Raw genomic sequence first — 26,835 nt, forward strand, 5'->3', positions numbered from 1 at the left:
CATGCCCCGACAATATTCTTGTTATCATCTTATGCAAACTCAGCCTGACTCTTACAAGACAACCGACCTACTGTCTGTAAGCCGGTTGTTCATAGTGTTTAAATTTTTTCACATACATTTCATCGTCTGCAAGTTTCAAGATATCAGACAATTTTTCATTCTTGTTGGTTTTGGTCGCATGTCCCATGGACATAGAAACCGTTTTGCCGTACATTTTAGTTTTTTCAACTCTGTCATTTATCCTTTTTATCACATCTTTTGCCACCGCCTCAGTGGCATTTGGCAGGAGAATGACAAATTCATCTCCGCCGATCCTGCACACTATATCCTCGGATCTGCATATGTCTGATATTATTTCGGATGTTAAAACCAATAACTTGTCTCCAGCTTCGTGACCGTAAGAGTCATTGGTGAACTTAAGGTTATCTACATCTATTGAAATTATCGAAAAAGGAATGTTTCTATTGTTATCAAGTCTAAATATTGAATCATCCAAATACCTTCTGTTGTACAGACCAGTAAGATGATCGTGAAAACTCAGAAATTCGATTTCCTTTTGTTTTTCTCTTTTCTCGGTAATATCTCGGGCTGAAGCATAAATGAGATTTTCATACGCTTGAGTTCTCCACTCCAAATACCTGTAGCTCCCGTCTATTCTTCTGTACCTGTTAACAAATTCGTCCAATTCTAAAACTTCTTCTTGAATTTTTAGTGCTTTCATGGTTTTTTCCACATCTTCAGGATGCACGAACTCAATAAATTTTTTCCCTTCAAGATAACTTGGGTCGAACCCCAAAACGTTTTTCCAGGCTCTATTGACTCTGACAAGATTACCCTCGAAATCTGCAATGCACAAAAGGTCTATATTTACAGAAAAAAATCTGTCCAGACTTTCCTTGTTTTCAGCACTTAATTTTTTCGCTTCAGTCTTGTCAAGCATCATACCTACCATTGAAGCATAAATTTCAAGAAGCCCCAAATCTTTTATCTCGTCTTTAATATCCATCATTATCGTAAAATCGCCCATTATTTTTTTGTCTTTGTAAATGCTTATCAGCGCCACTTGACCTATATCGAAAAAATCTTCGATGCCTTTTACCAATTTTTCACCTAGTACTTCACTGGCGATCTCACGTAAATTTTTGTAAATCGTAACTTGACTTCCCTTGATCGCTTTATACTTTTTCTCATCGTAAGGCCAGGATTTTCCCAAAATGTCAAAACCAAGCAACTTGTTTGCTTTCTTGATATACTTGGATTCTCCACTTAAACCCCGAGTCTTGAACTCCTTGTTTCTATAATTGAAAATATTGAAACCCACGTATTTACCACCTGAAAGTTCCCGCATCATATCTGTAATGAATCCGTAATCGATGGTGCTTTCGGTACTATCGATGAATTTTTGGGATATTTCAATGATTTTCAGCATTTTCTTCTCTCTAGAATTAAATCCGACCAAATCAAACCTCCGCCGAGCTGAAACAGCTTATTTTCAAAACACAATTAAAAAAATTATACACTTCTTTTCAGACTTTTACAATAAAAGAAGCAGGAGCACCAATGCCCCTGCCAGTGCAGTTTAATTGTATTTGGATTTTACATTAATTTTCAATGGGATCCATTGATTTGCTTGAAAATTTGTCAATTGCCTTATAACCAAAGAATGCTACAACAGCTAATGTTAAAAGCCCGATACCGGACATCATATACTTGAATTCCACTGAGCCGGGATTCAATGATTCTGCCAAAGGATTTATGATGAAAGGAGAAATAAACATTCCAATACTGACTGATCCATTAGCCAAGGCTATGGCCATGGAACTTTTTGAAGCCGATACTGCATTGGATACGTTGAACATTATTGTGGGGATTGTAGAAGACATTGCAAATCCACCCAGAAAAGCAGCCAGGAATATTGTCTGTATGCTTGTCATTGCATAGATCAGCAATGTTCCGGTTCCTACTGCTACTAGAGCGAAAGGTATGATAAAGTTTTTAAGAACCTTTCTGATTTTGCCATAAAAGACACCGGTCAACATTCCTATTCCAGTCATAAATGAATTTACAAGCCCTGTCGTAGATGCATCTCCCAGCCCGTTACTGTTCATAACAATAGCGATATTGGATTGAAAAACGAAGGTCATTATGCCAAAGACCAGTATAATCAAGCAATTGAAATACACTGTTCCGTTCAACTTTCCGTCCCCATCCATCTCGGACTCCTCATGAACTCTGTTCTGTCTTGGAAGATTCTTTGAAACTATAAAAAACACGGGCAAAAAGAGGATATAGATCAAGTAAGAATAATTCCATTTTATGCCGCCCAACATGCCAGCAGTCAAAAGTATAAGCATACTTCCTCCATTTACAAAAGCGGACTGAAGACCCATTAGGGTTCCTCTTTCCTCTCCATCAAAGAAGTCAGCTATAAGTGCCATGGTCATTGTCGAATTTATACCTTGAGCTACTCCGATAAGTACACTGGCAAAAATTAAAATGTAGACGTTTGTAGTGCCTAGTGTCAAACCAAGCATACCACCAATAAATCCGCTTACAAGGCCAAATAATACCAAGGATTTTTTAGAAATTTTAACCGAAAGCGGTCCTGACATTAAAGCAAAAAACATTGCCAGCAGAGAAGGTACTGCCAGTACCATTTGAATCACTGACAACTCTACTTGCGGGAAATGAGCTGCAATGTCCGCCAATATTGCAGAAGCTGTCATCGATATCATAAGTAATGATGACATTGACAAGATTGCCAATTTGATGTTATTTTTTTTCATTGTGGTCTCCTTCAAAATAAATTTAATATGATCGCCTCAGTTTTAAGTACGCTTAATTTTGGACGAAAAAAAACTGTTCTTATACCATATCTCGAATTCTATCACAAAGATGATGGCAGTTCAATAATAAATGAAACAGTTTTAAAAATATTTTTTGCATATTAAATTTTAATTGCTGTGGCTGTCGTTTTTTTCTCCGTTACTATCGGTCAAATCACTGTTTTTCTCGATCAAAATTTTTTTCATCAATAAATCAGTTTCTTCAACATTTCCTACAACGAACGGATGCTTGCCAAACACCTTAAATCCAAATTTCTTATAAAATCTCTGTGCCTTGTGGTTATTTTCCCAAACACCCAACCACACATATTCCTTTCCCTTTTGAATTGCAATTTCCATGACCTTTTGCATCATCAAAGTCCCAAACTTGTTCCTGTGAAATCTTTTTACGATGTAAAATCGCTCTATTTCCAAAGAGACCGAATCCTTGATATCCGACTGTGCATCTCCTTCATTTGTCTTCATATAGCCGCAAGGTTCATTGTCAAAGTATACTAAGTAAAATTCTGTAAGCGGATTCTTCAATTCATTCATCAGTTTTCTTGTATTGTAGGCTCCATCCAGATACAATTGCATGTTCTCTTTTGTACTGGTCAGGTTAAATGTATCATAGTAAGTCGAAACCGAAATATCCTGCAATATGAACAAATCTTTGAGAGTACATTTTTTAATTTGGCATTCCATTCCAACTCATCTCCGATAAATAAATATTTTGGCATCAATACATCATTGTATCAAACAAATGCATGATCGCCAGTAAAGGATGATAAAAAATCATCCTTGGTCCGCTGTCTCGCATAACTTTTTTGATTTTCTCCCTCATCTCGGGCTTGTAACAATGAATTTCGCATTTTCCACATATGGGTTTGGATTTGCCTTTAATGCATTTATGCAACCTTTCTACGGCATAACCTGAAAGGTCATTGCACTCTAAGCACATAACTTTGGTTTTGTGATTTTTTTTACAGTACATATCTATCATCGATATCAACGTCTCTTCTTCTCGTTCGATCCTTGATTTCAAATTCATATGCCTCCCTGCTTAAAAAACCGTTTGATGTAATATACTTATTTCCATTTTTCATCAGAATAAAACATACTCTAAATTAATTTTTGGACGTCAAAGTTTACTTCTTTTTCATTTCCTTCACAGTAAAAATTTTTCCTTTAATCGAAGTATTTTTCAATGCTTGGTAGACCTTCCTGCCTTTGTTGTGAAAAATTTCGACATACGTACATGTGTCTTGAATATCAATGATCCCGATATCCTCCGATGTCACACCCTCAATGCTACCAATGGCTCCCATTACATCTGCAGGTCGAATTTTCTTTTTCTTTCCCCCGTTGATCCTTATGCGTGTTATTTCATTCTGGATCCCTTGGCTTTTGTCTTTTTTTGTTATTCTTCTCCTTTTTAATCCTGGTTCTTTCGAAGATTTAAGGACAAGTTCGTCAAGCTCCTTCAAACTTTTACTTTGAATGGGATATCCCAGGTATTCTTCGATCATCCCAAGTTTAATTAACTCTTTGTTGCTTACAATAGAAATTGCCATTCCCTTATTGTCGATCCTCCCTGTCCTTCCAATCCTGTGTACATAGTTTTCCTTCTCAAAAGGCAACTCATAATTTATGACATGAGTAACATCTTCAACATCTATTCCCCTTGCTGCCACATCAGTTGCCACCAGAAACTGTACAAATCCTTTTTTAAAGCTGTTTATAGTTTGAGTTCTTTCTCTTTGAGTCATTCCACCGTGAAGCGCCTGAACATTAAAGCCTCTTTTTTTTACAATATCGGCAACCTTGTCAACGGTTTCTCGAGTATTGCAAAAGATCATGCTGCTTCCAGCATTATAACCCTGCATGATTTTATTTAAAATGCCCTCTTTATCTCTGTCTTCGGTCAAATACACTATTTGATCTATTTTATCTTCCACCTTGATCAGTGATTCGATCTCTATTCTTGTACTTTCTTTCATGTATTTGCTACATATTTCTTCTATTTTATCCGGCATGGTTGCTGAAAACAGATAGGTATTTCTCGCTTCCGGAAGTAGATCCAATATTTTTTCCACCTGATCGATAAAACCCATGTTTAACATTTCATCCGCTTCATCGATCACCAGATGTCTTATATCGGACAAAACAAGGTTTTCTCTTTCAATATGGTCCATTATCCTGCCTGGAGTTCCCACAACAAAATGTACTCTTTGCTTAAGCTCCCTCTCCTGCAAATGAACAGGATGCCTGCCGTATACAGCGCAGGCTCTTACTTTTCGAAACTTGCCTATATTACCGATGTCTTGCTTTATCTGCAAAGCCAACTCTCTCGTTGGAGCAAGAACAAGAACTTGTGGATTCCGTTGTTCTATCTCCACCATTTGACACAGTGGTATTCCGAATGCTGCCGTCTTTCCGCTACCCGTTTGAGATTTTACTATTAAGTCCTGCTTGTCGAGAATGCGGGGTATCACCTTCTCCTGGACCTCCGTCGGTGCGTCAAATCCCAATTTATTCAAAGCTTTTAAAATTTCATTTTTAATTCCCAAATTTGAAAAATCATTATTATTCATCATATACCTCTCACCTTCAATATCCTGATATTATATCACAGATGGTTCTCAGCGACTAAATCATAAATATTCCAACTATAAAACATAATTTTTCGAAATACTCTTGTCAAATAAAAAAGGAGCTGATCGCTCCTTAAATCTCGTTTACATTTTCCAAAATATAATCTTCCGCTTCCTTTGACCACACACCATTGTTGTCTTTGATTATTTTACCAAGAGGCGTAAGATCGCCCAATTCTTCGATATTCGTATAAGCCATGTCTTTGTGAGTATAAACGATTTTCTTTCCCCCACCAAGCTTTGTTTGATTCATGGTAATTTCAGCCACTTCATTGAGTCCTAAAATGTGTGTCACGATTTTAGAAACATCTACTTTTTTCTCTTCAATAAGTCTAATGGCATCCCTCATGTCTTCAGTATCGCCTCCACTGGTGCCAACGTAATGATGATCACTATAGTGTATATCGTAGATATTTATGGTTGCTGACAATTTTTTGTCTGATGGTCCAGCAAAGAAGTTAAGACAACCATCGGTGTTCAACAATGCCGAGCCCAATGTGACCAGTTGTGGTACTGGTGCAAAAACGAAAATATCATCGTAGCCGTTTCCACCGGAAAGCTCTCTAAGAAAATTTTCAACATCCGCAACATCTTTGGTGTTTACGAACTCTACGTCCACTTCTTCAGATGTATATAATTTTCTGGCTCTATCAAGTTTTGCACTATCTATGTCTGTCACGATCAACTTCGAAGGTCTCTTGTCTCCGTGAAGAGCCAGATCTACTCCCAACAGACCCATGGGACCCGTCGCCCCTATCATCAGCATGGCACCGTTCTCCTTGATCCCCATCTGATGAACTTTTACATTGTCACCCACGTGATAATTTGATTTAAAGGCAGCTACCAAACATGATAAAGGTTCAATCAAAGCACCTTCATAATAGGTATCTCCATTGTATGAAAGCAGACAATCATTGGCCATAACTTCGTTCGGTATTACTACATAAGTAGCGTCTCCTCCAACGTATTCATATGAGTATCCCGGCGTTTCCATTTGATTGGGCAGATTTACCTGCATGACGAATTTTTTACCGGGCTGGTATCTGTCTTTCCACTCTTTTCCTACTTCCAGGATCTCTCCGCACATTTCATGTCCTATTATACTTGGATGCTCTGTCAGATCGTTTGTCACCCTTTTATGCTCAGAACCTTGCATTGCAAGTTTATATGTTGACATGCAAATGCTGTCAACGACGATTTTTGCCAAAATTTCATTGTCTTTGATTTGTGGAAGTTCAAACTCCTCCAGTCTCAAATCTTCTTTTCCGTATATTCTAACAGCTTTTGTCTTCATATGTTTTCCTCCTTAAGCTTTTCCAGCACTTCCAAAAACCTTGATCCTTGAAGAAACATCTTCTTTTACCACATCAATGGACCATTTTGAAATATCGTGGATATAAGCATCCTTGCCTTCCTCTTGGTACTGGCAGAGTTTTTTCGTGACTTCCTTGGCCACTTTATTGGCCAAATCAGAATAATAATTGATTTTGCAAACTCCTTTGGAAACCGACTCGATATATTCTTCGTCCGACAATCCTGAGCCTCCGTGCATAACCAATGGAACAGGAGTAACCCTGCTCAATTCTTCCAGTCTTTCAAAATCCAAAACAGGTTTTTTGATGTAGAGTCCATGTGCCGTTCCAAAAGACACCGCCAACAGATCCACACCAGTTTTCTCGACAAAGTCCTTGGCAACAGCCGGATCAGTGTAAATTGCCTCTCCTGACACTTCTTCACCACTTTCAGAGCTACCCATGGTTCCAAGTTCAGCCTCTACAGATGCATCGTACTCTTTAGCCATCTCCACAACTTTTTTAGTCAAAGCGATATTTTCTTCATATGCCAACTCAGCACCATCGATCATTACTGATGTAAATCCAATCTCAAGTGCACGTTTTATAAGATCAAGATTTTGTCCATGATCAAAATGAACCACTACCGGCACTTTCGCTTCTTTAGCTTCCTTGACCATTATCGGTCCAATAGTATTCAAGTCTATAATATCACCGTGAACTTCCGCGTATTCCATGATCACCGGTGAATTTTCTGCCTCTGCCGCTGCTATGACTCCTCTTATTGCATCTAATGTCGTCACATTGAATGCACCCAATGCATACTTGCCTTTTTTTGCTTCCATTAAAACTTTCTTGGTATTTACTAAAGTCATTTCATAACCTCCAAAATTTTTCTTGTTTACATTCTACCCCTATTCGAGGCAAATTAAAATATTTGGCGACAAATCATATAAATAATCATTTTTGATCAAATTTCCATTGATTTTGGTGGTAATTATAGGGTATTATCAATTTAGTAAACAAGTTTTGATCATTTTTAATCACAAGGAGGCCATATGCTGCCATTTGAGCGAAAACAAAAAATCATTGAAATACTCAAATCAAAAAAAAACATGTCAGTAGAGGACCTGTCAGAATATTTGTTCAGCAGTCCTGCAACCATAAGGAGAGATTTGACTGAACTTTCGGAAGAAGGCCTTATAAGACGTATCAGAGGTGGGGCCGCTTACATAGACAAGAAGGCTGTTGATCTGCCTTATGATTTCAGAAAAGTCAGCGAAAGTGATAAAAAGAAGCACATCGCAAAATTGGCGCTCGATTTCATATCTCATGACATGACGCTGTTCATGGATTCGAGCACTACTGTCATTCAGATGATTCCCTTTTTAAAGGAATTTCGTGGTTTGAAAATTTTGACGAATGGAACATTGACTGCCCATCTGTTGTCACAAAACACAGATGCTGAAATCACTTGTGTCGGCGGAAAAGTCCATTCTCGAAGTTCTTCAGTCAATGGCGCCGTGGCCTGCGATTTTATTTCTTCATACTATGCCGACCTTGCTCTCCTTTCTGCCAAATCTCTTACTGAATTCGGAGCAATGGAGTTTACTGAGGACGAAGCCATGGTAAGAAAAACTTATGTAAAACACTCCAAAGAAGTAGTACTATTGGTGGACAGTACAAAATTTGAGGTCTCCAGTTTTTATTTAAGCATACCGTTTTCTGATATTGACACCATCATCTCCGATGCCCCGCTGACACCCTTACTTCAAAAGAAAATATACGAGCTGGAAATGGATTTTATTTACTAGCAAACTGCTTGCTTTTATTGTTTATGACATAACTTATTTAAAAAACAGCTTAATATCTGCTGGCAAACACTTCTTCAAATACATCGTCGAATGGGAATTCACTGTGAATCTTTAATTCACCATCCACGACCAATGCAGGAGTGTGTTTTTTATTTGAACCTTCGTTGTTGTATTTGCATCCCGGACAATAACCGTACATGCAATTGATAGTAACATCGTATGCTTTCATCAGATCCTCGTCCTCGATCTTTTGAATGGAATGATCCAAACCCATTTTTTTTACTATGCTTTCAACTGCTTCATAGTATTCATCGCTAATAGCGCATCGAGAGCCAAGTATTTTTATATCCATTAAATTTCATCCCCTATTCCAATATTTCGATCATTGATTCCGTCTATCAGCTGTTCCAATATAAAGTCCTTGAACTTTCCTTTTCTAAATTTCACTCTGAGAAGTTCTCTTTCATCGTCAATCGATCCAACTGAAAGTTGTTTATACTTTTCAGGCAATTCATGAAAAATAATTGCGCTGCTGTCGTTTGACAATTTAATAATCATGGGGATTCTCGCTTCTTTATGAAAATTCTCCATGATTTCCACATTGTTTTCACGCCGTGTGATTTTATAATTTATCAAAGGATTGATCCTTCTCATGTTTTCCAACGTGGCCAGAACCACTCTACAGTCATTGCAATCTGTTTCGCAAAACACCAAAAGCTTGACCTCGCTTAAAACTCCATCGAGCAATATCGTTTCCGATTTTGTCAATTTCATTTTTTCCAAATAGTGAAGATGCTTTTCGGCCGTCAATTTTTCGGCGTTTTCAACAAACTCCAAATACGACAATCCATTATTGTATAGACTTCTTAACTTTTTAGACACATCATTCATACTTTTACAACTCCCAACTAAAATCTCTTACCTGCTTAGATTATATCATTACACCTAAAAAGATAAACAAAACAGGTTTTTTTATCCAGTTTTCTATTCACAACTTATTGTGTAGAAAACGATTGACAACGCTTCAAATATACCATATAATCTAATTAACTTAATACTTCTTCATTTGGTTCGACAATTATTGTCGATTAAAAGGGAAGTCGGGTGAAATTCCCGCACGGTCCCGCCGCTGTATCAGGGTAGTTGTAATCAAACGTGCCACTGGGAAACTGGGAAGGCTGATTATAATGATGATCCTGGAGTCAGAACACCTGCCAATGAATCAATGTTTTATTCTACGAGAGATGGAATCAACGATGTTTTGTTAATTGAACCCGTTTTCTCATAGAGAATGCGGGTTTACTTTTGTTTGACATTTACTTCCTCAAAGTAATGTATATATCTTAAGAAAGACTCTCTTTTCGATATACTCTGCTACGGTATTTTGATAAGAGAGTCTTTTTTAAATTGCCTCTTAAAAAATATAATAGAGAGAAAGAGTTTTTCTACCCATTTAAAAATGTTATAATAAATGAAAAAACATAGGAGTCCACATATGGAATTTTCAACCAGTAACATAATTTTTGCTTTTGCTTTAACACTTTTGGCCGGACTATCTACCGGAATCGGAAGTGCTTTAGCTTTTTACACAAAACAAACAAACACAAAATTTTTATCCGCAGCTTTGGGATTTTCTGCCGGCGTAATGATATATGTGTCTTTTGTAGAAATTTTTCCAAAAGCTTTTGAGTCTCTTACAAAAGCCTTTGGTGATGGAAAAGGTCAACTTGTAGCTACCTTGGCTTTCTTCTCCGGAATGGCCTTGATTGCCTTAATAGACAAGCTGGTTCCAAGCAGTGAAAATCCCCATGAGATCAGAGATGTGGATGAAATGAACAACGATAGTGCCGCATTGATGCGAATGGGCCTATTCTCTGCTTTGGCAATTGGCATACACAACTTTCCAGAAGGAATAGCAACTTTTATCAGTGCCTTAAAGGATCCACAACTGGGGATAAGCATTGCAGTAGCGATAGCTATCCACAACATTCCGGAAGGGATAGCTGTTTCCGTACCGATTTTCTATGCGACTGGAAGCAGGCGAAAGGCCTTTTCATATTCTTTTCTTTCCGGATTATCGGAACCTGTGGGAGCCCTTATAGGATTTTTATTTCTAATGAGATTTATGAACGATCAACTGTTTGGATTGATTTTTGCGGGTGTTGCAGGCATTATGGTTTATATCTCTCTAGATGAATTGCTGCCTGCAGCAGAGAAGTACGGTGAACACCATATAGCCATATACGGTCTTATATCCGGTATGGTCGTTATGGCTGCCAGCTTGATAATTATTTGAAAATAGATTATAAATTATATTTCTTCTATTTTAACAAACGTATCATAATAAGCAGCCTGATCTCCATGATTCGAAAAGGAATCTGTAGTAACCGAATTTACTATCCCGCTTTTTTTCCAATAACCTTCATAAATATAAGCAACATTTGCCAAACAGCTTCTATCAATTTTCACCTTGCACTCAAGCTCGCCATAGTTTGATACGACTTTAACTTTTTGGCCATCAATGAAACCAGCCCGGTTCAAATAGACTACCGGGATATCATTTATGTCCTTAAAGCCCTGGGAATGCAGAGAATTTTTAGAATGGGGTGTTATTAGCCGAATGGGATACTGCGTGTCCTGCTCAAAATTGATGGTTCTCGGTAAAAAATTCAAAGTTATATCCTTAAAATCGACAATAGAAGCCATATTATAATTGTTCTTGTCTACATCGATCCAACCTTTTTTCTTGAAATCATTATAATCTACAAACTGTTCATTCAAAATAGTTTCTATATGGCTTAATAAAAAATCATCTAATGATACATTCGGGTACCCCGTCATTTTCATATTTTTTGCCAACATTTGAAATAATTCATACTCGGGTTTTACCTCTGCGGGTGGATCGCAACATTTTTGAGTGTATTGTAAATATGGTGAAAACATGGAGGTTGACACGATGTCTTCACATTCAAAGACACTCGGGGCTGGAAAAACAACATCCATCATTTTCATGGTATCTGTCATAAAAACATCTATCCCCACCTTGAATGGGATTGATTCCAAGGACTCAATAACTTGAATTGTATTTGGCAATTGAACTACAGGATTTGATTTTTCAATGAATATCGCTTTCAAATCGCCTCTCTTATTGACGTACTCGCCAAATTTGGATTTGACAAAAGTGATGTTTTCAACTCCTTCAACTTTGAACTTCTTATGGATCTTCCGTGAAACTCTTTTGTCAGAGTATGCAAATCCACACCCCTTACGGTTATACTTGCCGCTGTAGTAGTGAACTTTTAGTATTCCCTCCACAGTTTCAGCTCCGTTTTTATATCGTTGCAAACCGTAGCCAATATAACTTATGACTTTTAAGTCTCCAATAAAAATATCCGCCAGACTTCTTATCTGATCGATGGATAGACTGGTTTTTTCAGTTATCGACCCCATGTCGTATCCATCCAGAATTTCTGATCCATCGATTTCATTCAGTCCCGGAATATTTTCTTTTATAATTTTCAAAATACCAATTACGAGATACAAATCACTGTTTGGAGCTATTTGATAGTACTCACTGGCAACTGATGCTGTTGAAGTTTTGATTGGATCTATGTATATGATTTTCTTATTGTTCTTTTTCGCATACATGTATAGGTGTAAATTAGTATCAACCGCATTTCTACCCCATAACAATAAAACGTCGCAATCGGCCACTTCCGAGTAATGTATCCCTCTAAGTTCCCCCAGGGTTTTCGTTAAAGCGTAATTTCCGGCATCCCAACACAATGAACCTCTATGAGTTGTGACAGGTCCCAGATTGCCAAAAAAGATCTCTCCGCCACTTTTGCTGATTCCACCATGACCTGAATCAGTGTAGTACAATATATCCTTCGAGTCTATGTTTTTGATCCTTTTGGCAACTTCATCGACAGCCTCAGAGTAACCGACATTTTTCCAACTGCCATTCACTTTTATTTTTGGAGATAAAATCCTCTCTTTTGAGTTATGACGATTTAGATGATTTCTTCCCTTGCTGCATATTACACCTTTAGTCAGCGGGTGATCCGGATTTCCTTTTATGGAAATTATATTCCCAGCTTCCACTTCAACATCTATCAAACACAAATCAAAACAATCCAAAGGACATGTAATTTTCTTATGTTCAGCCATATTTCACACCTGTTTCCATTATTTTAAGATATGCAACTTCTTTTCTGTAAAGTTGCCTCTAAATAAAATCTTACATAAGTTCTACTTCTATTTCAAATGAAAATTTGCAAATCCACATCTTCTTTGAGCACATCAAAAACTAGTATCGTCAGTGATGATATTATCAAATAATCCTTTGACTTTTTCATACTGAATTTTATCTTTCACAGTCCATCCAAGTACGGGAACGCCAAGCCTTTTGATTTTTCTAATAAAATCGAAACTTGTTCCTGATATCTGATAGGCTATGAAGTTCGGTCTGCTCATAAAATTCAGCAGAAGATTTCTCAGTAGCAATTTCTGATATAGCGGCAATTCAGGCTCCCCCTGATATTTCTTTTCATAATCGTTGATTTCAAAATCACCAGACAGCTGCCCTCTAACTATTTCTGGAGAATTGTCTCTGAACCATTTTAAAGATAATGGATCAAATGATTGAATAGCGTATTTACCTTTGTAACTCTTCAGTTGAACCAATAATAGTTCTTCCAATTTACCAGCTTTGCCATCGCTTTTAATTTCAATCAAAATAGGGATTTTTCCATTTACTAAATCTAAAACATCTGAAAGCAGAGGAACAATCTCGTCGGATTTTAAAATTTTGCGTTTTGACAATTCGTCGTAAGTGATATCTCTCAAATCTTTATTCAGTCCGAGTAGCCTTACCAATTTTTTGTCGTGAATTACCACAACTTTCTCATCAGAAGTAAGTCCCACATCAAGCTCTATGGGCCAACCTTTTTCTATAGCCAGTTCAAATGCCTTTAGACTGTTTTCAGGATTTTTTCCATTGTTGTCATGAATGCCGCGGTGAGCTATCTTTTCATTCACCAACCATCCGTACTCATCATAATCTAACCTTTCGACAGATCTTAGATATCTTTTTAATCCCACAAATCCAAGTGATAATATTAATATATTAAATGCTGACATTTTTTTATTCATGGAAAATCCTCCAATCATCCTTCAGTTTAATATTATCATTTATCCTAGTGAATTAATACCAGTAAAAAAGCAGCTGCCTTTTAAAAAGACAACTGCCTGTTTATGATATTTTAAATCAATCAAATCTCGGTTGTTGCTGCATTTGTTGCTCTTGGACCGGTTCTCCCGGATTTAGGCTTTCTTCCTGAATTCGCTCCTGAACTTGCTCTCCATCCCTCTCCTGCTCCTGATTGGCTTGCGGGTCTTGAACTTGTTCTTGTTCCTGTTCCTGATTTTGAACTTGTTCCTGATTTTGAATCTCTTCATCAATTTGATTCATATTTTTTTCCTTGTTTCTGTTTTCTATACCCGTGGGTGATGCATTATTTGCGGGGACATCGTCAGGTTTTCCGTTTTCTTCCTGATTTTTGTTCTGGTTGCCGTTTTTATATTTTGACATTAAATCTTTGATGGACATTTTTATATTTTCATCTGTAGGCTCTTGTCCCAGAACATTCGTAATTATATTCAACTTGCCGGGAGTTATTTCCAGTTCTTTGGCTTCTTTAACCATTTCATATCCTATTGCGCCAGAAAAAACCTCGGCTTTCACATCATTTTCTTCAATTTTTTCTTCTATCACTTCTTGCAATTCGTTAGCCAGATTCAAAGCTTTTTCTTGATTTTCAGATGTTGCACCTATATACACATTTCCGCCTTCACTAAAATAACCGGAATCATCAATGGACTCAAACAACATCTGAACTGCCTCTTCAGCGTTTTTATTTTTCAGCTGCAATTGTTCTATAACCATCTCTCCATCTTCATTTACAGCTTCCAGGCCAATTACCCTTTCAAATCTGTTTACTTCCATCACAACGCCTGGGTTTACATCCATGCTCAAATAATAGTAAGGAGTCGAATATTCAAACAATCCAACACCCAGCATCATTACAAACACCGCTGCCGCTGAAACCCAACCGATAAATTTCGGTGATTTTTTCACTTTAATTTCATTCATTTCCAAAACCTCTCCCATTAAATAATTTTTGTTTTTTACTTTGATGAAGCTGCCGTCCTCCAACAACAGGGCTGCATACTCATCTCTTATTTCCGTTACCACTGCTTTCATTTTCCGGCATCCTCCTTAAAGTTTTTCAAATATTCTGATAGAAAATCATAATCTCCAGTAAGTATTTCTATCACTGCTATTAAGTACTTACGATGACGTTCCAAAATTTTTCGGGGTATCCCGGCATTTTTTTCAATTATTTTAATTGGGAGTTGTCCATTTTGTTTCAAATTGCTGATTAAAACGGGATTTTTCATCATAAAGGCAACTGCCGCTTCGCACGATTGCTTGGTCTTTTTAGCTTTGGGCGAGCATTCGGTCAAATCAAAAAACGAAAATCCGTATTTCCTAAATTTTTGGTTGGCGGCTTCGATCTCCATTTGAAGATCTAAATTAGGACCCTTGGAATCCGGCATCTCTTCAATTTCATCGAGGTTTGATTCAATTTTAAATTTATTTTGTGATCGGTAATAGTCAATAAGTCTGCTTCGAATTACTTTTTCAGCAAATGATATGAAACTCCCTTTCGAAAATTCATACTTTTGAACCGCTTCTACAAATGAATTCAAAGCCACGGACCATTCATCCATGTCCTTAGACAAGTATCCCTTGACTGTTTTTCTGGCGGAGCTTAGTATGAAGAATTCATACTCCTTTACCAAATCGCTGATTTGTTCCCTGTCGTTAGCCGCCTCGATCACTCTTTTGTCGATGTCACGCATTTAAATCACCTCACAATATAACATGCACCTTCTTTGTTTATACAGTATAGATTAAGTGCAACAAAAAAAACAGTCCCAATAAAGTTTTGAGACTGCTAATATCATTTGTTTCATATTGCGTATTTTATTATAATATCCCTGAGGGTTCCCGCAGCTTTGTCCCCAGCCTTATCGTTGTAATACTTCGCAAACCTCTCATCAAAAACGTACATTTCAGCCAAACCTGCGTGTGCCTGTGGCGTGTACGTGCCCCAGCTGAACATGAGCCAAGCTTTATGCTTTTCATAAACTTTTTTTGCTTCATCTGAATCTAAGTCCTCGGAAATTAATACTTGAGATAGCAGTTCTATCATTTCCTTTTCGATTTTTCCCATGTTGCTAAAATCTTCCTCTGTAAGTTTCATAAATTTTTTATTGGATTCTTCTATGGTTTTCTCCCCATATTTTTGCCGGATTTCTTTGCCGTACTTATTTTCGTTCTCGTCCAATTTTTGTTTTTTTAATCCTTCAAATTTTTCTATGTCTTTCATAATTATTTCTCCTTTATTATTTGCTATGGTCTTTTCAATAGTATCGATCAAAACATCTATTTGATCTCTCTTATCCAATAAATTATTCCTGTGTTGAATCAACGAATCCATAATATCAAAATCTTTGGATGTGATGATTCGATAAATTTCATCCAATTTCATGTCTATGGATCTGTAAAATAATATCTGTTGTAACAGGTCTACTTCTTTGGATCCGTATATCCTATAACCGGAAGAATTTATCCTTGATGGCTTTAGAAGATCAATCTCATCGTAATATCGCAATGTTCTTGTGCTTACACCGGCAATCTTGGCCAATTTATTGATAGTGTACTCCAAAAAAACACCTCCTTTGATATATATTTTAATGTATTACGTAACGTCAATGTCAATTCTTTTTATAAAAAAAAGACCAAAAGGTCTTTTTATTTCACCGGCTCCCATTTGCATCTAACCGGCGATTGTATCGCATTTTCTTTTTTAAGTTCCTTGAAAGCCTTGTCAATTTCCTTTCGATCAATACCGGTGATCTTTTCCACTTCTCCAGCACTTACAGGATTACCTGCTTCTTTCATGGCCGTCAATACATCGTCTTTTATACTCAATTTGATTCACTCCTTTACGCTAGTCTACAGTTTTCATTGATACCCGCTACACATATTATCAAAACATTATTTTACAGCCCATTTTAGAATATTTCTAATTTTTTTTAATAATTAAACATGTCACTATTGACATGTTGAGTTTTAGTTAATATAATAACGATAACGTTTGATATTTGTTAAACAAAGTGCTTGGTAAAATTTAAATTCAAAGGAGAGTAACCTAATGCAAAGAAAGTATCCGAACTTGAGCAAACCCATTAAAATCGGAAATGTCAATTTTCGAAATCGTATGTTTTCGGCTCCTATGGGTGGTACTGACATCACTGCCGATTGCACCATAGGTCCAAAAACCACTGCTTTTTATGAATTAAGAGCTAAAGGCGGTGCCGGCGCCGTTACTGTGAGCGAAGTTGTTGTACATCCTGAAACAGAAGGTTCCCACATGTTCCATCTGGATCTGAAAACCGTGGGATCTCTATCTAGTTTCACTTACACCGCAGACGCCATTCGTCGACATGGTGCAATTGCCAGCGTAGAGCTTTCTCACTCAGGCCAATATGCCGGTACTTATTTGACAGACAAAGACAAAAAACAGGGTTTGTCACAATGGGGCCCCAGTGCCACCGTCAGACCTGACGGACTCGAGGTCAAGGAGCTTACACAGGAACTGATCGATGATATTGTGGCATCCTACGGAAAATGCGCCGAAATAGCGAAACGTGCAGGTTTTGAAATGATAATGGTCCATGGAGGACACGGTTGGTTGGTAAATCAATTTTTATCCCCATATTTCAACCATAGAACAGACAAATACGGCGGTCCACTTGAAAATAGAGTAAGGTTTGCCCAGGAAGTTTTGGCAAGTGTACGGGAGGCAGTTGGACCTGGCTTTCCAATAGAATTCAGAATGAGCGGTTCAGAGCTTTTTGATGGCGGATATGATTTGGATGAAGGAATCAAAATCGCCAAATTACTGGAACCCCAGATAGATCTTCTTCACGTATCAGCAGGAACTTATCAAAGAGGATTCAGTGTAACACATCCTTCAATGTTCCGACCCCATGGCAGCAACGTTTATCTTGCTGCAGAAATCAAAAAACACGTAAGTGTTCCTGTAGCCACAGTAGGCGGACTAAATGATCCGGATATGATGGAGGAAATAATTGCTTCTGGCAAGGCGGACGTGGTTGAAATGGCCAGGGCATTACTTGCAGATCACGAACTTCCAAAAAAAGTTGTTACAAACAAAGACGAAGATATCCTTCACTGCATGAGATGTTTTGTTTGCATGGCTGAAAGAGCTGTCACATCGACAAGACGTTGTTCGATCAACCCATACATAGGAAGAGAAATAGAGGGCATGGAAATTCAACCAGCACCTGTTAAACGCAAAGTTTTGATAGCTGGTGGAGGTCCTGCGGGATTGAAAGCAGCCCTTACAGCTGCTCAAAGGGGACATGAAGTAGTACTCTGTGAAAAATCAGATCAACTTGGTGGAATTTTAGTCGGCGAGCAGGCCATACCGTTTAAATACGAAATGTACAAACTCGGCGTAACTTTAGGAAAACTCGTGAAAGATGCCGGTGTAGAAATCAGATTGAATACCGAAGTGACCAAAGAATATGCGGAAAATGAAAATGCCGATGCTTTAATTATAGCTGTAGGATCAGAACCTTTGCTGCCAGCAATACCAGGTCTTGACGGCAAAAATGTAATAGTCGTAAATGATTATCATCTTCATGCTGACAAAGTTGCCGATGAAGTGGTAGTGCTAGGCGGTGGGCTCGCCGGATCAGAAGCCGCCATTCACTTGGCGCGAGAAGGCAAAAAAGTCCATTTGGTTGAAATGAGAGCTGAACTTGCACCTGATGCGAACATAAGACATCGTCCTATATTGTTGAAAGAAATCGAAGACCAGGGCATTGAAGTTCTCACAGAATATAGAGGTCTTTGTGTTACTGAAGATGGTGTTGTCTGTTCCGATAAAAACGGGCAAGAACAACTTGTTCCGGGAAAGACTGTTATTTGCGCTTTAGGACAAAAATCGAGAAGAAATATTGTAGATGAACTTATTGATTGCGCTACTGTAGTATCACAAGTAGGTGACTGCGTAAAAGTCGCCGATATCACCCAGGCAATCTATCAAGGGCACCACGCTGCAATGGACGTTTAAACCAACTTTTCAAAATTTAAATCTTAGCCGGATTTCTGATTGGAAGTCCGGCATTAATTTTATAAAATTCAAATTTAACCAAAACGATTGCTTAAAATGCAAATGGTGGTGTAAACTAAATTCGATGCATTTAAAAGCAACTATTCGGAGGGCCAAAATGAGAACATTAAAATACGCTATACTCGGACTGATCAACAGAAATTCCATGACCGGTTACGATCTAATGAAAGAGTTCAATACCGACCTTGTAAATTTTTGGTATGCAAGCCATAGCCAGATCTATCCAGAACTGAAAAAGTTGACTAAAGAAGGGCTGATAACCTACACTACGGTGATTCAAGGCGAAAAGATGGAAAAAAAACTATATTCAATAACCGATGAAGGCAGATCTGATTTTATATCCTGGATTAGAGAGCAGGACCTTCTCGAGCCTACGCCCAAGGATATTTTCAGATTAAAGACCTACTTTATTGAATCAATGGACAAATCTCTTATGATAAACCATTTCAACTACCAGCTGGTTCAGCGGCTTGAAAAGTTGAAAAAGTTGGAAAACACCATGAAAGATCACCCTTATGCAAAAAAACTGGGGAAAATAGGATCTGCAAAATATGGAGACTACATTGTTTTAAAAGGCGCCATTATGAGAGAACGAACATATATCCAGTGGCTCGAAGAATGTATCTCCGAAATGGAGAACAACTAGTAAAGGCTGATCTCGTTATGTGGGGAGTATCAGCCTCAATTCCATATTGTTGACACTTAAGCCATGTTTTCTATTTTTTCTTCTCTTCCGTAGAGCTTGTTGTAGTATTCCAATGAATATTTATATAATTCGTCTCTGGCAATGGCTTCCTTTTCTGCATTTTGGTCTTCGGTCATTATAAAGCACATAACTCTGCCGTTTTCTCCGTATTTGTCTACAAAATCATCCACTGCTTTTCTGATATCCTTTTCTTTCCAATCCGGCTGAATAAACAGCGGGAACGTAAATGTCATCTCTCTGCCATATTTGGAGTGAAGCATATCAGGATCATTAATGAAAAATTGCGGGGTCCACATGTCTATTCCCATTTCTATCATCTCCGGAACATATTGAACGTTCATTCCACAAGAATGAAGTTCTATGAACTTGCCCTCTCTTTTAAGAAAATCCAGAAATCTTTTTGTTGACGGCATTATCTGATTTCTGAACATCTCATTTGAAAAAAAACCGGCTCTTTGGGTTCCCCAGTCATCATGATAACATACGCCGTCTACTCTACCGTAATATTTAAATATTTTTTGGCATGACTCGATTTTGTAATCTGCCATCTTTTGGAAAAATTCTTCCAATAATTCCGGTTCTTCGTAAAAAGCCATCAAGCTCTCTTCAAAAGGTATCATTTCATGCAACCGCTCAAAGATCCCTTCTACGCATTCGTATATATGAGGTCGGTCAGGATCGTATCCCTTTTGGATTTTTTCTCCGTCAGTCTTGAAATCAACGACTGACAGATCCGGCCATTGCGTATCTTCTTTCCACTTGGAAAAGTCAGAAATCGTTCTAGTACCGGGTTTCGTGATCATTCCGCCAGCAGATTCAACCATTTGCCAATACACGCCCCACCAGTCGTATCCGTCAAGCTCCGGAACAGGATGTTCTTCCATTGCATCAGGCCAAACGGTATTAGATTCATAAAACCAGGCCGGCATCCAAAAAGGTTCTTCACCTTTAACGCAGCGGATATAGTTTTCTCTTACACTTGCTACCCTGTTTTCAATTGGTTCCTTCGGCTGCTGTACCATCCACGGAAAAGTTCCGGGTAACTGCCAATCTTTGGAATAATCTCTGTTTGCCGCCACTTCCATAAATTTACCTGTCATGCAAACCCCTCCTTTTTTAACTCGATATATATTTTAAATATATATCGTTATACAATATTATATCCGAAGGAGTGGTTTTTTACAAATATTTTTTATCTAATTAAATTTAATGCACAAAAAATCATGACTATAAGTTGATCCCCAACAATAAAATCAATCAACTAATGCTGGCACCTACTATTTTGTTGAGTATCTTCATTGTCACGGATATTATTTGCCCCTCTTTATCATTACCTTCAAATTCTACGTATACTTTATATCCTAAACCCTGATAAATTTCGCGCCCTTCACTGTCAGCAGTTTCAATCGGTATAACAAATACGGGCTCTTTTAGATTTATGCTCATTTTGTAATCCGTAATAAACATTCCGATCCAAATTACTAAAATCAACAATATCGGCATCAATATTTTTTTCACTTTAATCAACTCCTTAAAAGTTTAGACGCTAATTGTGCATATTTGTTCCTTGATTTTTACGTAAAAAATAAACCGATCTACAGACCGGCTTATTTTTAAATATTTTATTTATTTACTTCCTCATCGATTTCGTCAGCTTTTTCTTTTAGGTCTTCTCTGACCTCAGCAATTTTACCTTCAGCTTTAACTTTCAATTCTTCGGCTTTGTCCTTGAGTTCGTCAACCTCGTCCTCTGCATTGTCTTTTACTTCTTCAACTTTTTCATCGGCTTCTTCCTTTAAATCTTCTGCCTTTGCTTTAACTTCTTCCGCCTTTTCATCGGCCTTCTCTTTTAAATCATCGCCTTTTTTTGACAGTTTTTCAAACTTGTCTTCTGCTTTTTCCTTAAACTCTTCGACCTTGTCCTCTGCCCGGTCTTTTGCACCTTCAAATTTTTCTTTGGTATCCTCTAATACGTCTTCAGCTCTTTCCTTAAGTTTATCAATTTTGTCATCAGCCTTATCAACAAAATCTTCAGTTTTGTCTTTTGCGGTACCAAAAAATTTCTTTACACTATCTTTTAGACTCATCACAATACCTCCCCTTTATAGGATTTTATCTTATTATCTAATTTATACCCCAAATTTCAGGTTCAATCAGTCAAGAGAAGGGCAATGATGTCTTCTATGATGTATTTTAATGAAGGAAACCTGCCAATATTCTGTCCTCGGCCTCTCTTTCTGTCATGCCAAGACTCATTAGCTTAATTAGTTGGTCTGAAGCTATTTTTCCGATTGCAGCTTCATGTATCAAGTTGGCATCTTCGTGTAGCGCTGATATCTCGGGGGTCGAATAGACTTTGGCATTGTGCATTATTATTGAATCACACTCAACGTGACCCATACATTTGTTTTTTCCTACCAGGTTAAAGTAGAATTTTTGTACTGAATCATCCTGAGCAACAGACCTGGATATGACCTGGGCGCTGGATCCTTCCCCCAACAACTCGATAACTATTCTGGAATCTGCGAATTGGTCTCTAAATGTCAGCAACCTTTCCGTGACCACAACTTTAGCATTTTTGTGCAGGCGGATTTCTGTTTCTCTAAGAGTATCATCAACTCCTTTGATCTGTATCATTTCCAGTTCGGCCACGCCGTCTTCTTCCACTTCAATGATTGTCTTTGGGTTCATGATCCGCTTTCCTTTTCCGCCTCCTTCGCCATAGTGCTTTTCAACGTACTTCATCTTTGCACCTTTTCTCACAAAAAACTCATGAACTCCATCGTGTTCTGAATCTTCTTCCCCTGGATTATGGATGCCACAGCCGGCCACTATAAATACATCTGAACCTTCTCCGATCTCAAAAGTATTGTAAACAGTGTCATTTAGACCGCTTGCCGACATTATAACAGGAATATGCACGCTTTCACCTACTGTCCCCGGCTTGATTATTATGTCAATACCATCCTTGTCGGTTTTTGATACAATGTCAATATTTGCAGTGACATTTCGTCCTTCTTTCTGTCCGTTTTTTCTTATGTTATAGGCTCCCATAGGAATTTCGTGAAGATCAGCTATGGTTTCCAAAAGTTCATTATCCAATGAGTTCAACATTTTTATCTACCCCCTTGCTGCAGTCCAAACCACACATGCAGTCCAGTTCTTCTCTTTCCAAATCTGCGAAAAAATTTTCTTTGCTTGTTACTTCTTTCACCTTTCCATCGGCCATTACGATCACTTCGTCTGCCAAGTTCAATATTCTCTCCTGGTGCGAAATTATAACTATTGTGGTATCGTGTTTTTCGTGGATATTTTTAAAAGTTTCGGCCAATTTTTGGAAACTCCACAGGTCTATCCCCGCTTCCGGTTCATCAAATACGGCAACCTTTAAATCTCTTGCCATAATGGTGGCTATTTCTATTCTTTTAAGCTCTCCGCCTGACAAACTGTCATCAACTTCTCTGTCAATGTAATCTTGCGAACAAAGTCCCACATCCTGCAAAAGTGCGCACATATGCTTATAATCTGCTGTTTCACCAGAGGCCATTTTCAGCAAATCTCTTACTTTGATACCCTTGAATCTTGGCGGTTGTTGAAAAGCGTAACCAATACCAAGCTTTGCTCTTTGAGTAATATCGTGGTTTGTTATGTCCTCACCTTCAAACAATATCTGTCCTTGAGTGGGTTCATAAATGCCCATTATTATCTTTGCCAACGACGACTTGCCACCACCGTTGGGGCCTGTTATCACATATAATTTTCTGCTGTCAAAATCAAAGCTGACATCATTTAAGATATCCTTGCTGTCTTTTCCGACATTCAATGAAATATTTTTTAATTCCAACATTTTAATACCTCCAATATATTACACTTATTTACATTATTATTATCAACACTATTTTATAGTATACCAAATTAATCGGAATTAGGAAATAGTTACTAAAGGTAAGGGGAAAAATAATCAATAACACAACTGTGCAAGAATTTCAGTGTTTTACAGACGGTTTTCAAAATCATTACAGATTGTTTAATTAAAAATCACTAGGGTAGAAAATTAGTGAATCAAATAAACATGGGGAACAATGAATTCCGGAAAAATTTGGACGCTTTATCCGGTTGGAGTTGGAAGCGTAACCGACCTAGAGAATTGTTATTCTTAAGGTCGGTATTTTTATGCCTTAATTTGCTAAATGATGGAGTTGATGCCCATGATGGCAATCATGAGTTTATGTGTCTGTTGAAAGTGATTGTGAAAAGGAGGGTAGAAAATGTACTCGAACACGTACATTGGAAAGAAGTCCAAGGCAAGATTGGCATTCATCGTAATTCTGATCATGCTGGTACAACTTCTTGCACCGGGGATTGCACGAACGGCTCCGGTTGTCAACAGTTTGACACCAAACTCCTATGGAATCGCAATAAACAACTACAGCTCAGGATGGACCACGGGAAACGTAGGTAAAACCTATGAGGAAGGAGAATGGGTTTCCTTCCAACTTATAATTGACAATCCACAATGGGATGGCCCAGCTGAGTTAGCCAAAATCGGTTGTGAATTCAGCTTCTATGGTGGGTATGGCGCCATATTTTTCGACATGATTCGAAATATTTCGGTCAGCAATCGGGCTCTCACCGATACAGAGGGATTCCCCGATATGACCGGAGTCGCTTATCCTATCACTGATTTGGGCTCAGCAAACATCGCACAAAATGAAAACAACGAATATTTCTTTGCTGATTTTGAAGAAGTAGTTTTGACCGAAGCAGAAATCCAACAACAAATCAACGTATCCAGTGCTTATGCAAAAGGTTTATCAACAGATAGCGTAGGAACTAGATGGGATGCCACAAGGGCTTGGTTTGTTACTCTGGATCAAATCAAAGCTTCAGCTCCTGATATTGTGGGTGACGATCCTTTGGTCATTTATTTTCAAATGCATTTAGCCAGGACATCACTTTGGAACTATATGAACGACTTGGATAAAGACCCACTGACTCCCGATGTCCCGTTGATCAATTCTTATACATTTAACAGTAACACCACCGCCAAATGGGGTGGATACCAATATACGCCTGCATTCCTTGAAGGTGCAACCGTACCGGGTGCAGGAAACTTCAGCAATGGTGCACCGTCTAATTCTCAAACTTTGATTTACGATGTGACCGGCACCAGCACCGGCGCCAAGACCCTTCCACTACCGGCAGTAGCCGAAGTAGAGGGCATGCTCGATGGCTACAAATACGATAATGAGGGAAATCCACTGGAAGGATGGGAAATCACCTTGCGGTTTGATTTGTACGACATCCCTGATCTTGAACTTAAAACCACAACGGATTCCAATGGATACTATCGTTTTGACCATCTTATTTACAATTTGATATACGAAGTAACTGAAGTACAAAAAGATGGGTATCTTCAAGTTTATCCGATCCTTGGGCAAGATGAAGAAGGTATGTACTTAGATCCGAGCGATCCATCCTACAGCAGAGATTACTCACATTGGAAAGTGCCTTGGGACATTGGAAATGACCCAAGCTACGGCAACGAATTGGAAGGCGACCAAAGAGCACCCGTTGGTTGGAGCGTTAAACTGGCTTTGCCTGATAATTTGATGCAACATAATGTAAACTTCGGCAACTTGTTGGCAGCTCCGGAATTAAGCATCACAAAATCCGGGGATACCTTGTCAAAAACAGGCGATACTGTAAACTACACATTTGTTATTGAAAACACCGGAAACATCCCGTTAAGCAGGACAAGCGTCAACGATGACGTTTTGGGTGACTTGACTAGTTTGTTCCCGGCTGAATTGGCTGTCGGAGCAACTGAAACTGTCAGCGTCAGTCATGTTGTTACAGAAACCGAAGGTGCGGAAGATGAGTTGACCAATACGGTCACCGCCATCTACGCTACAGGCGTTACTGGCATCACTTCTGTAACCGCGACCGATACTCATACGGTACAGCTTGTACATCCGGACTACACCTTGACTAAAGTGGCAGCACCTACCATTGGTGCTGAAGGGGCCATGATCACCTACACCATCACCATTCAAAATACCGGGGATGTTCAGTTGAATCTGATATCCGCAACCGACACACTCTTTGGTGACGTAGCAAGTCAGTTCCCGGCTACCTTGGCCGTTGGTGCAGATGCAACCGTGATAACCATGACCAGAGCAATTCAGTCAGGAGATCCTGACCCGGTAGACAACATCATAACCACCGTTTACCAGGTAGAAGGACTTCCTAACCAGTTGACAAGAAGCGACAGTGCCTCCGTCGACGTTGTACATCCGGCTCTTAGCATCACAAAATCCGGAGATGCTTTGTCAAAAACAGGTGATACTGTAAACTACACATTTGTTATTGAAAACACAGGTGACATCGAGCTCACCAGGACAAGCGTCATAGACGATGTTCTTGGCGACTTGACAGATCAGTTCCCTGCTACTCTTGCAGCAGGTGGACAGGCTACCGTAACCGCAAGTCATGTTGTTACAGAAACCGAAGGTGCGGAAGATGAGTTGACCAATATAGTCACAGCCATCTACGCTACAGGTGTTACAGGCATCACTTCTGTAACCGCGACCGATACTCATACGGTCCAGCTTGTACATCCGGACTACACCTTGACTAAAGTGGCAGCACCTACCATCGGTGCGGAAGGAGCCATGATCACCTACACCATCACCATTCAAAATACCGGGGATGTTCAGTTGAATCTGATATCCGCAACCGACACACTCTTTGGTGACGTAGCAAGTCAGTTCCCGGCTACCTTGGCCGTTGGTGCAGATGCAACCGTGATAACCATGACCAGAGCAATTCAGTCAGGAGATCCTGACCCGGTAGACAACATCATAACCACCGTTTACCAAGTAGAGGGACTTCCTAACCAGTTGACAAGAAGCGATAGTGCCTCCGTCGACGTTGTACATCCGGCTCTTAGCATCACAAAATCCGGAGATACCCTGTCAAAAACAGGTGATACTGTAAACTACACATTTGTTATTGAAAATACAGGTGACATCGAGCTCACCAGGACAAGCGTCATAGACGATGTTCTTGGCGACTTGACAGATCAGTTCCCTGCAACTCTTGCAGCAGGTGGACAGGCTACCGTAACCGCAAGCCATGTTGTTACGGAAACCGAAGGTGCGGAAGATGAGTTGACCAATACAGTCACCGCCATCTACGCTACAGGCGTTACTGGCATCACTTCTGTAACCGCGACCGATACTCATAC

General features: G+C 38.8%; 25 protein-coding genes and 1 riboswitch. Of the genes, 5 read left to right on the forward strand and 20 right to left on the reverse strand.

The features are described 5' to 3' along the window. Nucleotides 1–67 precede the first annotated feature (67 nt). The 7 genes from IWB18_RS09485 to IWB18_RS09515 form a co-directional block, all read right to left on the reverse strand. Nucleotides 68–1,459 carry a sensor domain-containing diguanylate cyclase gene (locus IWB18_RS09485; protein WP_195683381.1) on the reverse strand — a complete coding sequence of 464 codons (1,392 nt, stop codon included), beginning with the start codon at nt 1,457–1,459 and terminating at the stop codon, nt 68–70. 142 nt (nt 1,460–1,601) lie between these two features. Next, on the reverse strand, nt 1,602–2,786 hold the full coding sequence (locus tag IWB18_RS09490) for an MFS transporter (protein ID WP_195683382.1): 1,185 nt from the start codon (nt 2,784–2,786) through the stop codon (nt 1,602–1,604). Between the two features lie 168 nt (nt 2,787–2,954). Continuing rightward, nucleotides 2,955–3,530, reverse strand: coding sequence for a GNAT family N-acetyltransferase (locus IWB18_RS09495; protein ID WP_195683383.1), 576 nt, complete (start codon nt 3,528–3,530; stop codon nt 2,955–2,957). A gap of 34 nt (nt 3,531–3,564) precedes the next feature. Next, on the reverse strand, nt 3,565–3,876 hold the full coding sequence (locus tag IWB18_RS09500) for a nitrous oxide-stimulated promoter family protein (RefSeq protein ID WP_195683384.1): 312 nt from the start codon (nt 3,874–3,876) through the stop codon (nt 3,565–3,567). Nucleotides 3,877–3,973: 97 nt separating this feature from the next. Continuing rightward, nucleotides 3,974–5,419, reverse strand: a complete 1,446-nt coding sequence (locus tag IWB18_RS09505) for a DEAD/DEAH box helicase (protein ID WP_195683385.1) — start codon at nt 5,417–5,419, stop codon at nt 3,974–3,976. A 133-nt stretch (nt 5,420–5,552) separates the two neighbouring features. Beyond that, the gene (locus IWB18_RS09510; protein ID WP_195683386.1) at nt 5,553–6,773 is read right to left on the reverse strand and encodes a zinc-binding dehydrogenase; all 1,221 of its coding nucleotides are present in this window, start codon (nt 6,771–6,773) and stop codon (nt 5,553–5,555) included. Nucleotides 6,774–6,785: 12 nt separating this feature from the next. After that, the gene (locus IWB18_RS09515) at nt 6,786–7,646 is read right to left on the reverse strand and encodes a class II fructose-bisphosphate aldolase (protein ID WP_195683387.1); all 861 of its coding nucleotides are present in this window, start codon (nt 7,644–7,646) and stop codon (nt 6,786–6,788) included. 183 nt (nt 7,647–7,829) lie between these two features. Here IWB18_RS09515 and IWB18_RS09520 point away from each other — a divergent pair, with 183 nt between their 5' ends. Next, nucleotides 7,830–8,585 (forward strand): DeoR/GlpR family DNA-binding transcription regulator, encoded by a 756-nt coding sequence (locus tag IWB18_RS09520; protein WP_195683388.1) that lies wholly within the window; start codon nt 7,830–7,832, stop codon nt 8,583–8,585. Nucleotides 8,586–8,634: 49 nt separating this feature from the next. Here the strand turns inward: IWB18_RS09520 and IWB18_RS09525 are convergent, their stop codons facing one another. Both IWB18_RS09525 and IWB18_RS09530 read right to left on the reverse strand, forming a co-directional pair. Beyond that, on the reverse strand, nt 8,635–8,937 hold the full coding sequence (locus IWB18_RS09525) for a thioredoxin family protein (protein WP_195683389.1): 303 nt from the start codon (nt 8,935–8,937) through the stop codon (nt 8,635–8,637). After that, on the reverse strand, nt 8,937–9,476 hold the full coding sequence (locus IWB18_RS09530; protein ID WP_195683390.1) for a thioredoxin family protein: 540 nt from the start codon (nt 9,474–9,476) through the stop codon (nt 8,937–8,939). Before IWB18_RS09530 ends, IWB18_RS09525 begins: the two co-directional genes overlap by 1 nt. Nucleotides 9,477–9,635: 159 nt before the next feature. After that, a riboswitch (cobalamin riboswitch) is annotated at nt 9,636–9,818 on the forward strand. Between the two features lie 262 nt (nt 9,819–10,080). On the opposite strand from IWB18_RS09530, the gene zupT reads away from it, so the two are divergent. Beyond that, nucleotides 10,081–10,881: a zinc transporter ZupT gene (zupT, locus tag IWB18_RS09535; RefSeq protein ID WP_195683391.1), complete on the forward strand. Its 801-nt coding sequence runs from the start codon at nt 10,081–10,083 to the stop codon at nt 10,879–10,881. 14 nt (nt 10,882–10,895) lie between these two features. Here zupT and IWB18_RS09540 read toward each other — a convergent pair whose 3' ends face one another. The 6 genes from IWB18_RS09540 to IWB18_RS09565 all read right to left on the reverse strand — a co-directional run bounded on the left by IWB18_RS09540 (nt 10,896) and on the right by IWB18_RS09565 (nt 16,647). After that, nucleotides 10,896–12,755, reverse strand: coding sequence for a molybdopterin-containing oxidoreductase family protein (locus IWB18_RS09540; protein ID WP_195683392.1), 1,860 nt, complete (start codon nt 12,753–12,755; stop codon nt 10,896–10,898). A gap of 132 nt (nt 12,756–12,887) precedes the next feature. After that, nucleotides 12,888–13,739, reverse strand: coding sequence for a glycerophosphodiester phosphodiesterase family protein (locus IWB18_RS09545; RefSeq protein WP_207740802.1), 852 nt, complete (start codon nt 13,737–13,739; stop codon nt 12,888–12,890). 115 nt (nt 13,740–13,854) lie between these two features. Then, nucleotides 13,855–14,850, reverse strand: a complete 996-nt coding sequence (locus tag IWB18_RS09550) for an anti-sigma factor domain-containing protein (RefSeq protein ID WP_195683393.1) — start codon at nt 14,848–14,850, stop codon at nt 13,855–13,857. After that, nucleotides 14,847–15,512 (reverse strand): sigma factor, encoded by a 666-nt coding sequence (locus IWB18_RS09555; protein WP_195683394.1) that lies wholly within the window; start codon nt 15,510–15,512, stop codon nt 14,847–14,849. The genes IWB18_RS09550 and IWB18_RS09555 overlap by 4 nt, the downstream gene beginning before the upstream one ends. Nucleotides 15,513–15,622: 110 nt before the next feature. Then, nucleotides 15,623–16,381 carry a MerR family transcriptional regulator gene (locus IWB18_RS09560; RefSeq protein WP_195683395.1) on the reverse strand — a complete coding sequence of 253 codons (759 nt, stop codon included), beginning with the start codon at nt 16,379–16,381 and terminating at the stop codon, nt 15,623–15,625. Nucleotides 16,382–16,467: 86 nt separating this feature from the next. Next, nucleotides 16,468–16,647 carry a transcriptional regulator gene (locus IWB18_RS09565; protein WP_195683396.1) on the reverse strand — a complete coding sequence of 60 codons (180 nt, stop codon included), beginning with the start codon at nt 16,645–16,647 and terminating at the stop codon, nt 16,468–16,470. Between the two features lie 223 nt (nt 16,648–16,870). On the opposite strand from IWB18_RS09565, the gene IWB18_RS09570 reads away from it, so the two are divergent. Then, nucleotides 16,871–18,820 carry an oxidoreductase gene (locus IWB18_RS09570; RefSeq protein WP_195683397.1) on the forward strand — a complete coding sequence of 650 codons (1,950 nt, stop codon included), beginning with the start codon at nt 16,871–16,873 and terminating at the stop codon, nt 18,818–18,820. Nucleotides 18,821–18,977: 157 nt separating this feature from the next. Continuing rightward, complete coding sequence (locus tag IWB18_RS09575; protein ID WP_195683398.1) at nt 18,978–19,526, forward strand: PadR family transcriptional regulator; 549 nt, start codon at nt 18,978–18,980, stop codon at nt 19,524–19,526. A 56-nt stretch (nt 19,527–19,582) separates the two neighbouring features. Here IWB18_RS09575 and IWB18_RS09580 read toward each other — a convergent pair whose 3' ends face one another. The 5 genes from IWB18_RS09580 to IWB18_RS09600 form a co-directional block, all read right to left on the reverse strand. After that, nucleotides 19,583–20,686 (reverse strand): uroporphyrinogen decarboxylase family protein, encoded by a 1,104-nt coding sequence (locus IWB18_RS09580; RefSeq protein WP_195683399.1) that lies wholly within the window; start codon nt 20,684–20,686, stop codon nt 19,583–19,585. Between the two features lie 157 nt (nt 20,687–20,843). Continuing rightward, on the reverse strand, nt 20,844–21,104 hold the full coding sequence (locus IWB18_RS09585; RefSeq protein ID WP_195683400.1) for a hypothetical protein: 261 nt from the start codon (nt 21,102–21,104) through the stop codon (nt 20,844–20,846). Between the two features lie 104 nt (nt 21,105–21,208). After that, entirely contained in the window at nt 21,209–21,673 is a 465-nt protein-coding gene (locus tag IWB18_RS09590) for a hypothetical protein (RefSeq protein ID WP_195683401.1), read from the reverse strand. A 106-nt stretch (nt 21,674–21,779) separates the two neighbouring features. Further along, nucleotides 21,780–22,700, reverse strand: coding sequence for a SufB/SufD family protein (locus tag IWB18_RS09595; protein ID WP_195683402.1), 921 nt, complete (start codon nt 22,698–22,700; stop codon nt 21,780–21,782). Beyond that, a complete protein-coding gene (locus tag IWB18_RS09600; protein ID WP_195683403.1) occupies nt 22,681–23,433 on the reverse strand; it encodes an ABC transporter ATP-binding protein in 753 nt (250 codons plus the stop codon). The genes IWB18_RS09595 and IWB18_RS09600 overlap by 20 nt, the downstream gene beginning before the upstream one ends. 421 nt (nt 23,434–23,854) lie before the next feature. On the opposite strand from IWB18_RS09600, the gene IWB18_RS09605 reads away from it, so the two are divergent. Next, nucleotides 23,855–26,835 (forward strand): DUF7507 domain-containing protein (locus IWB18_RS09605; RefSeq protein ID WP_195683404.1); only part of this gene is annotated, 2,981 nt, incomplete at its 3' end.

The organism is Alkalibacter mobilis, assembly GCF_015594845.1.
Classification (GTDB): domain Bacteria; phylum Bacillota; class Clostridia; order Eubacteriales; family Alkalibacteraceae; genus Alkalibacter; species Alkalibacter mobilis.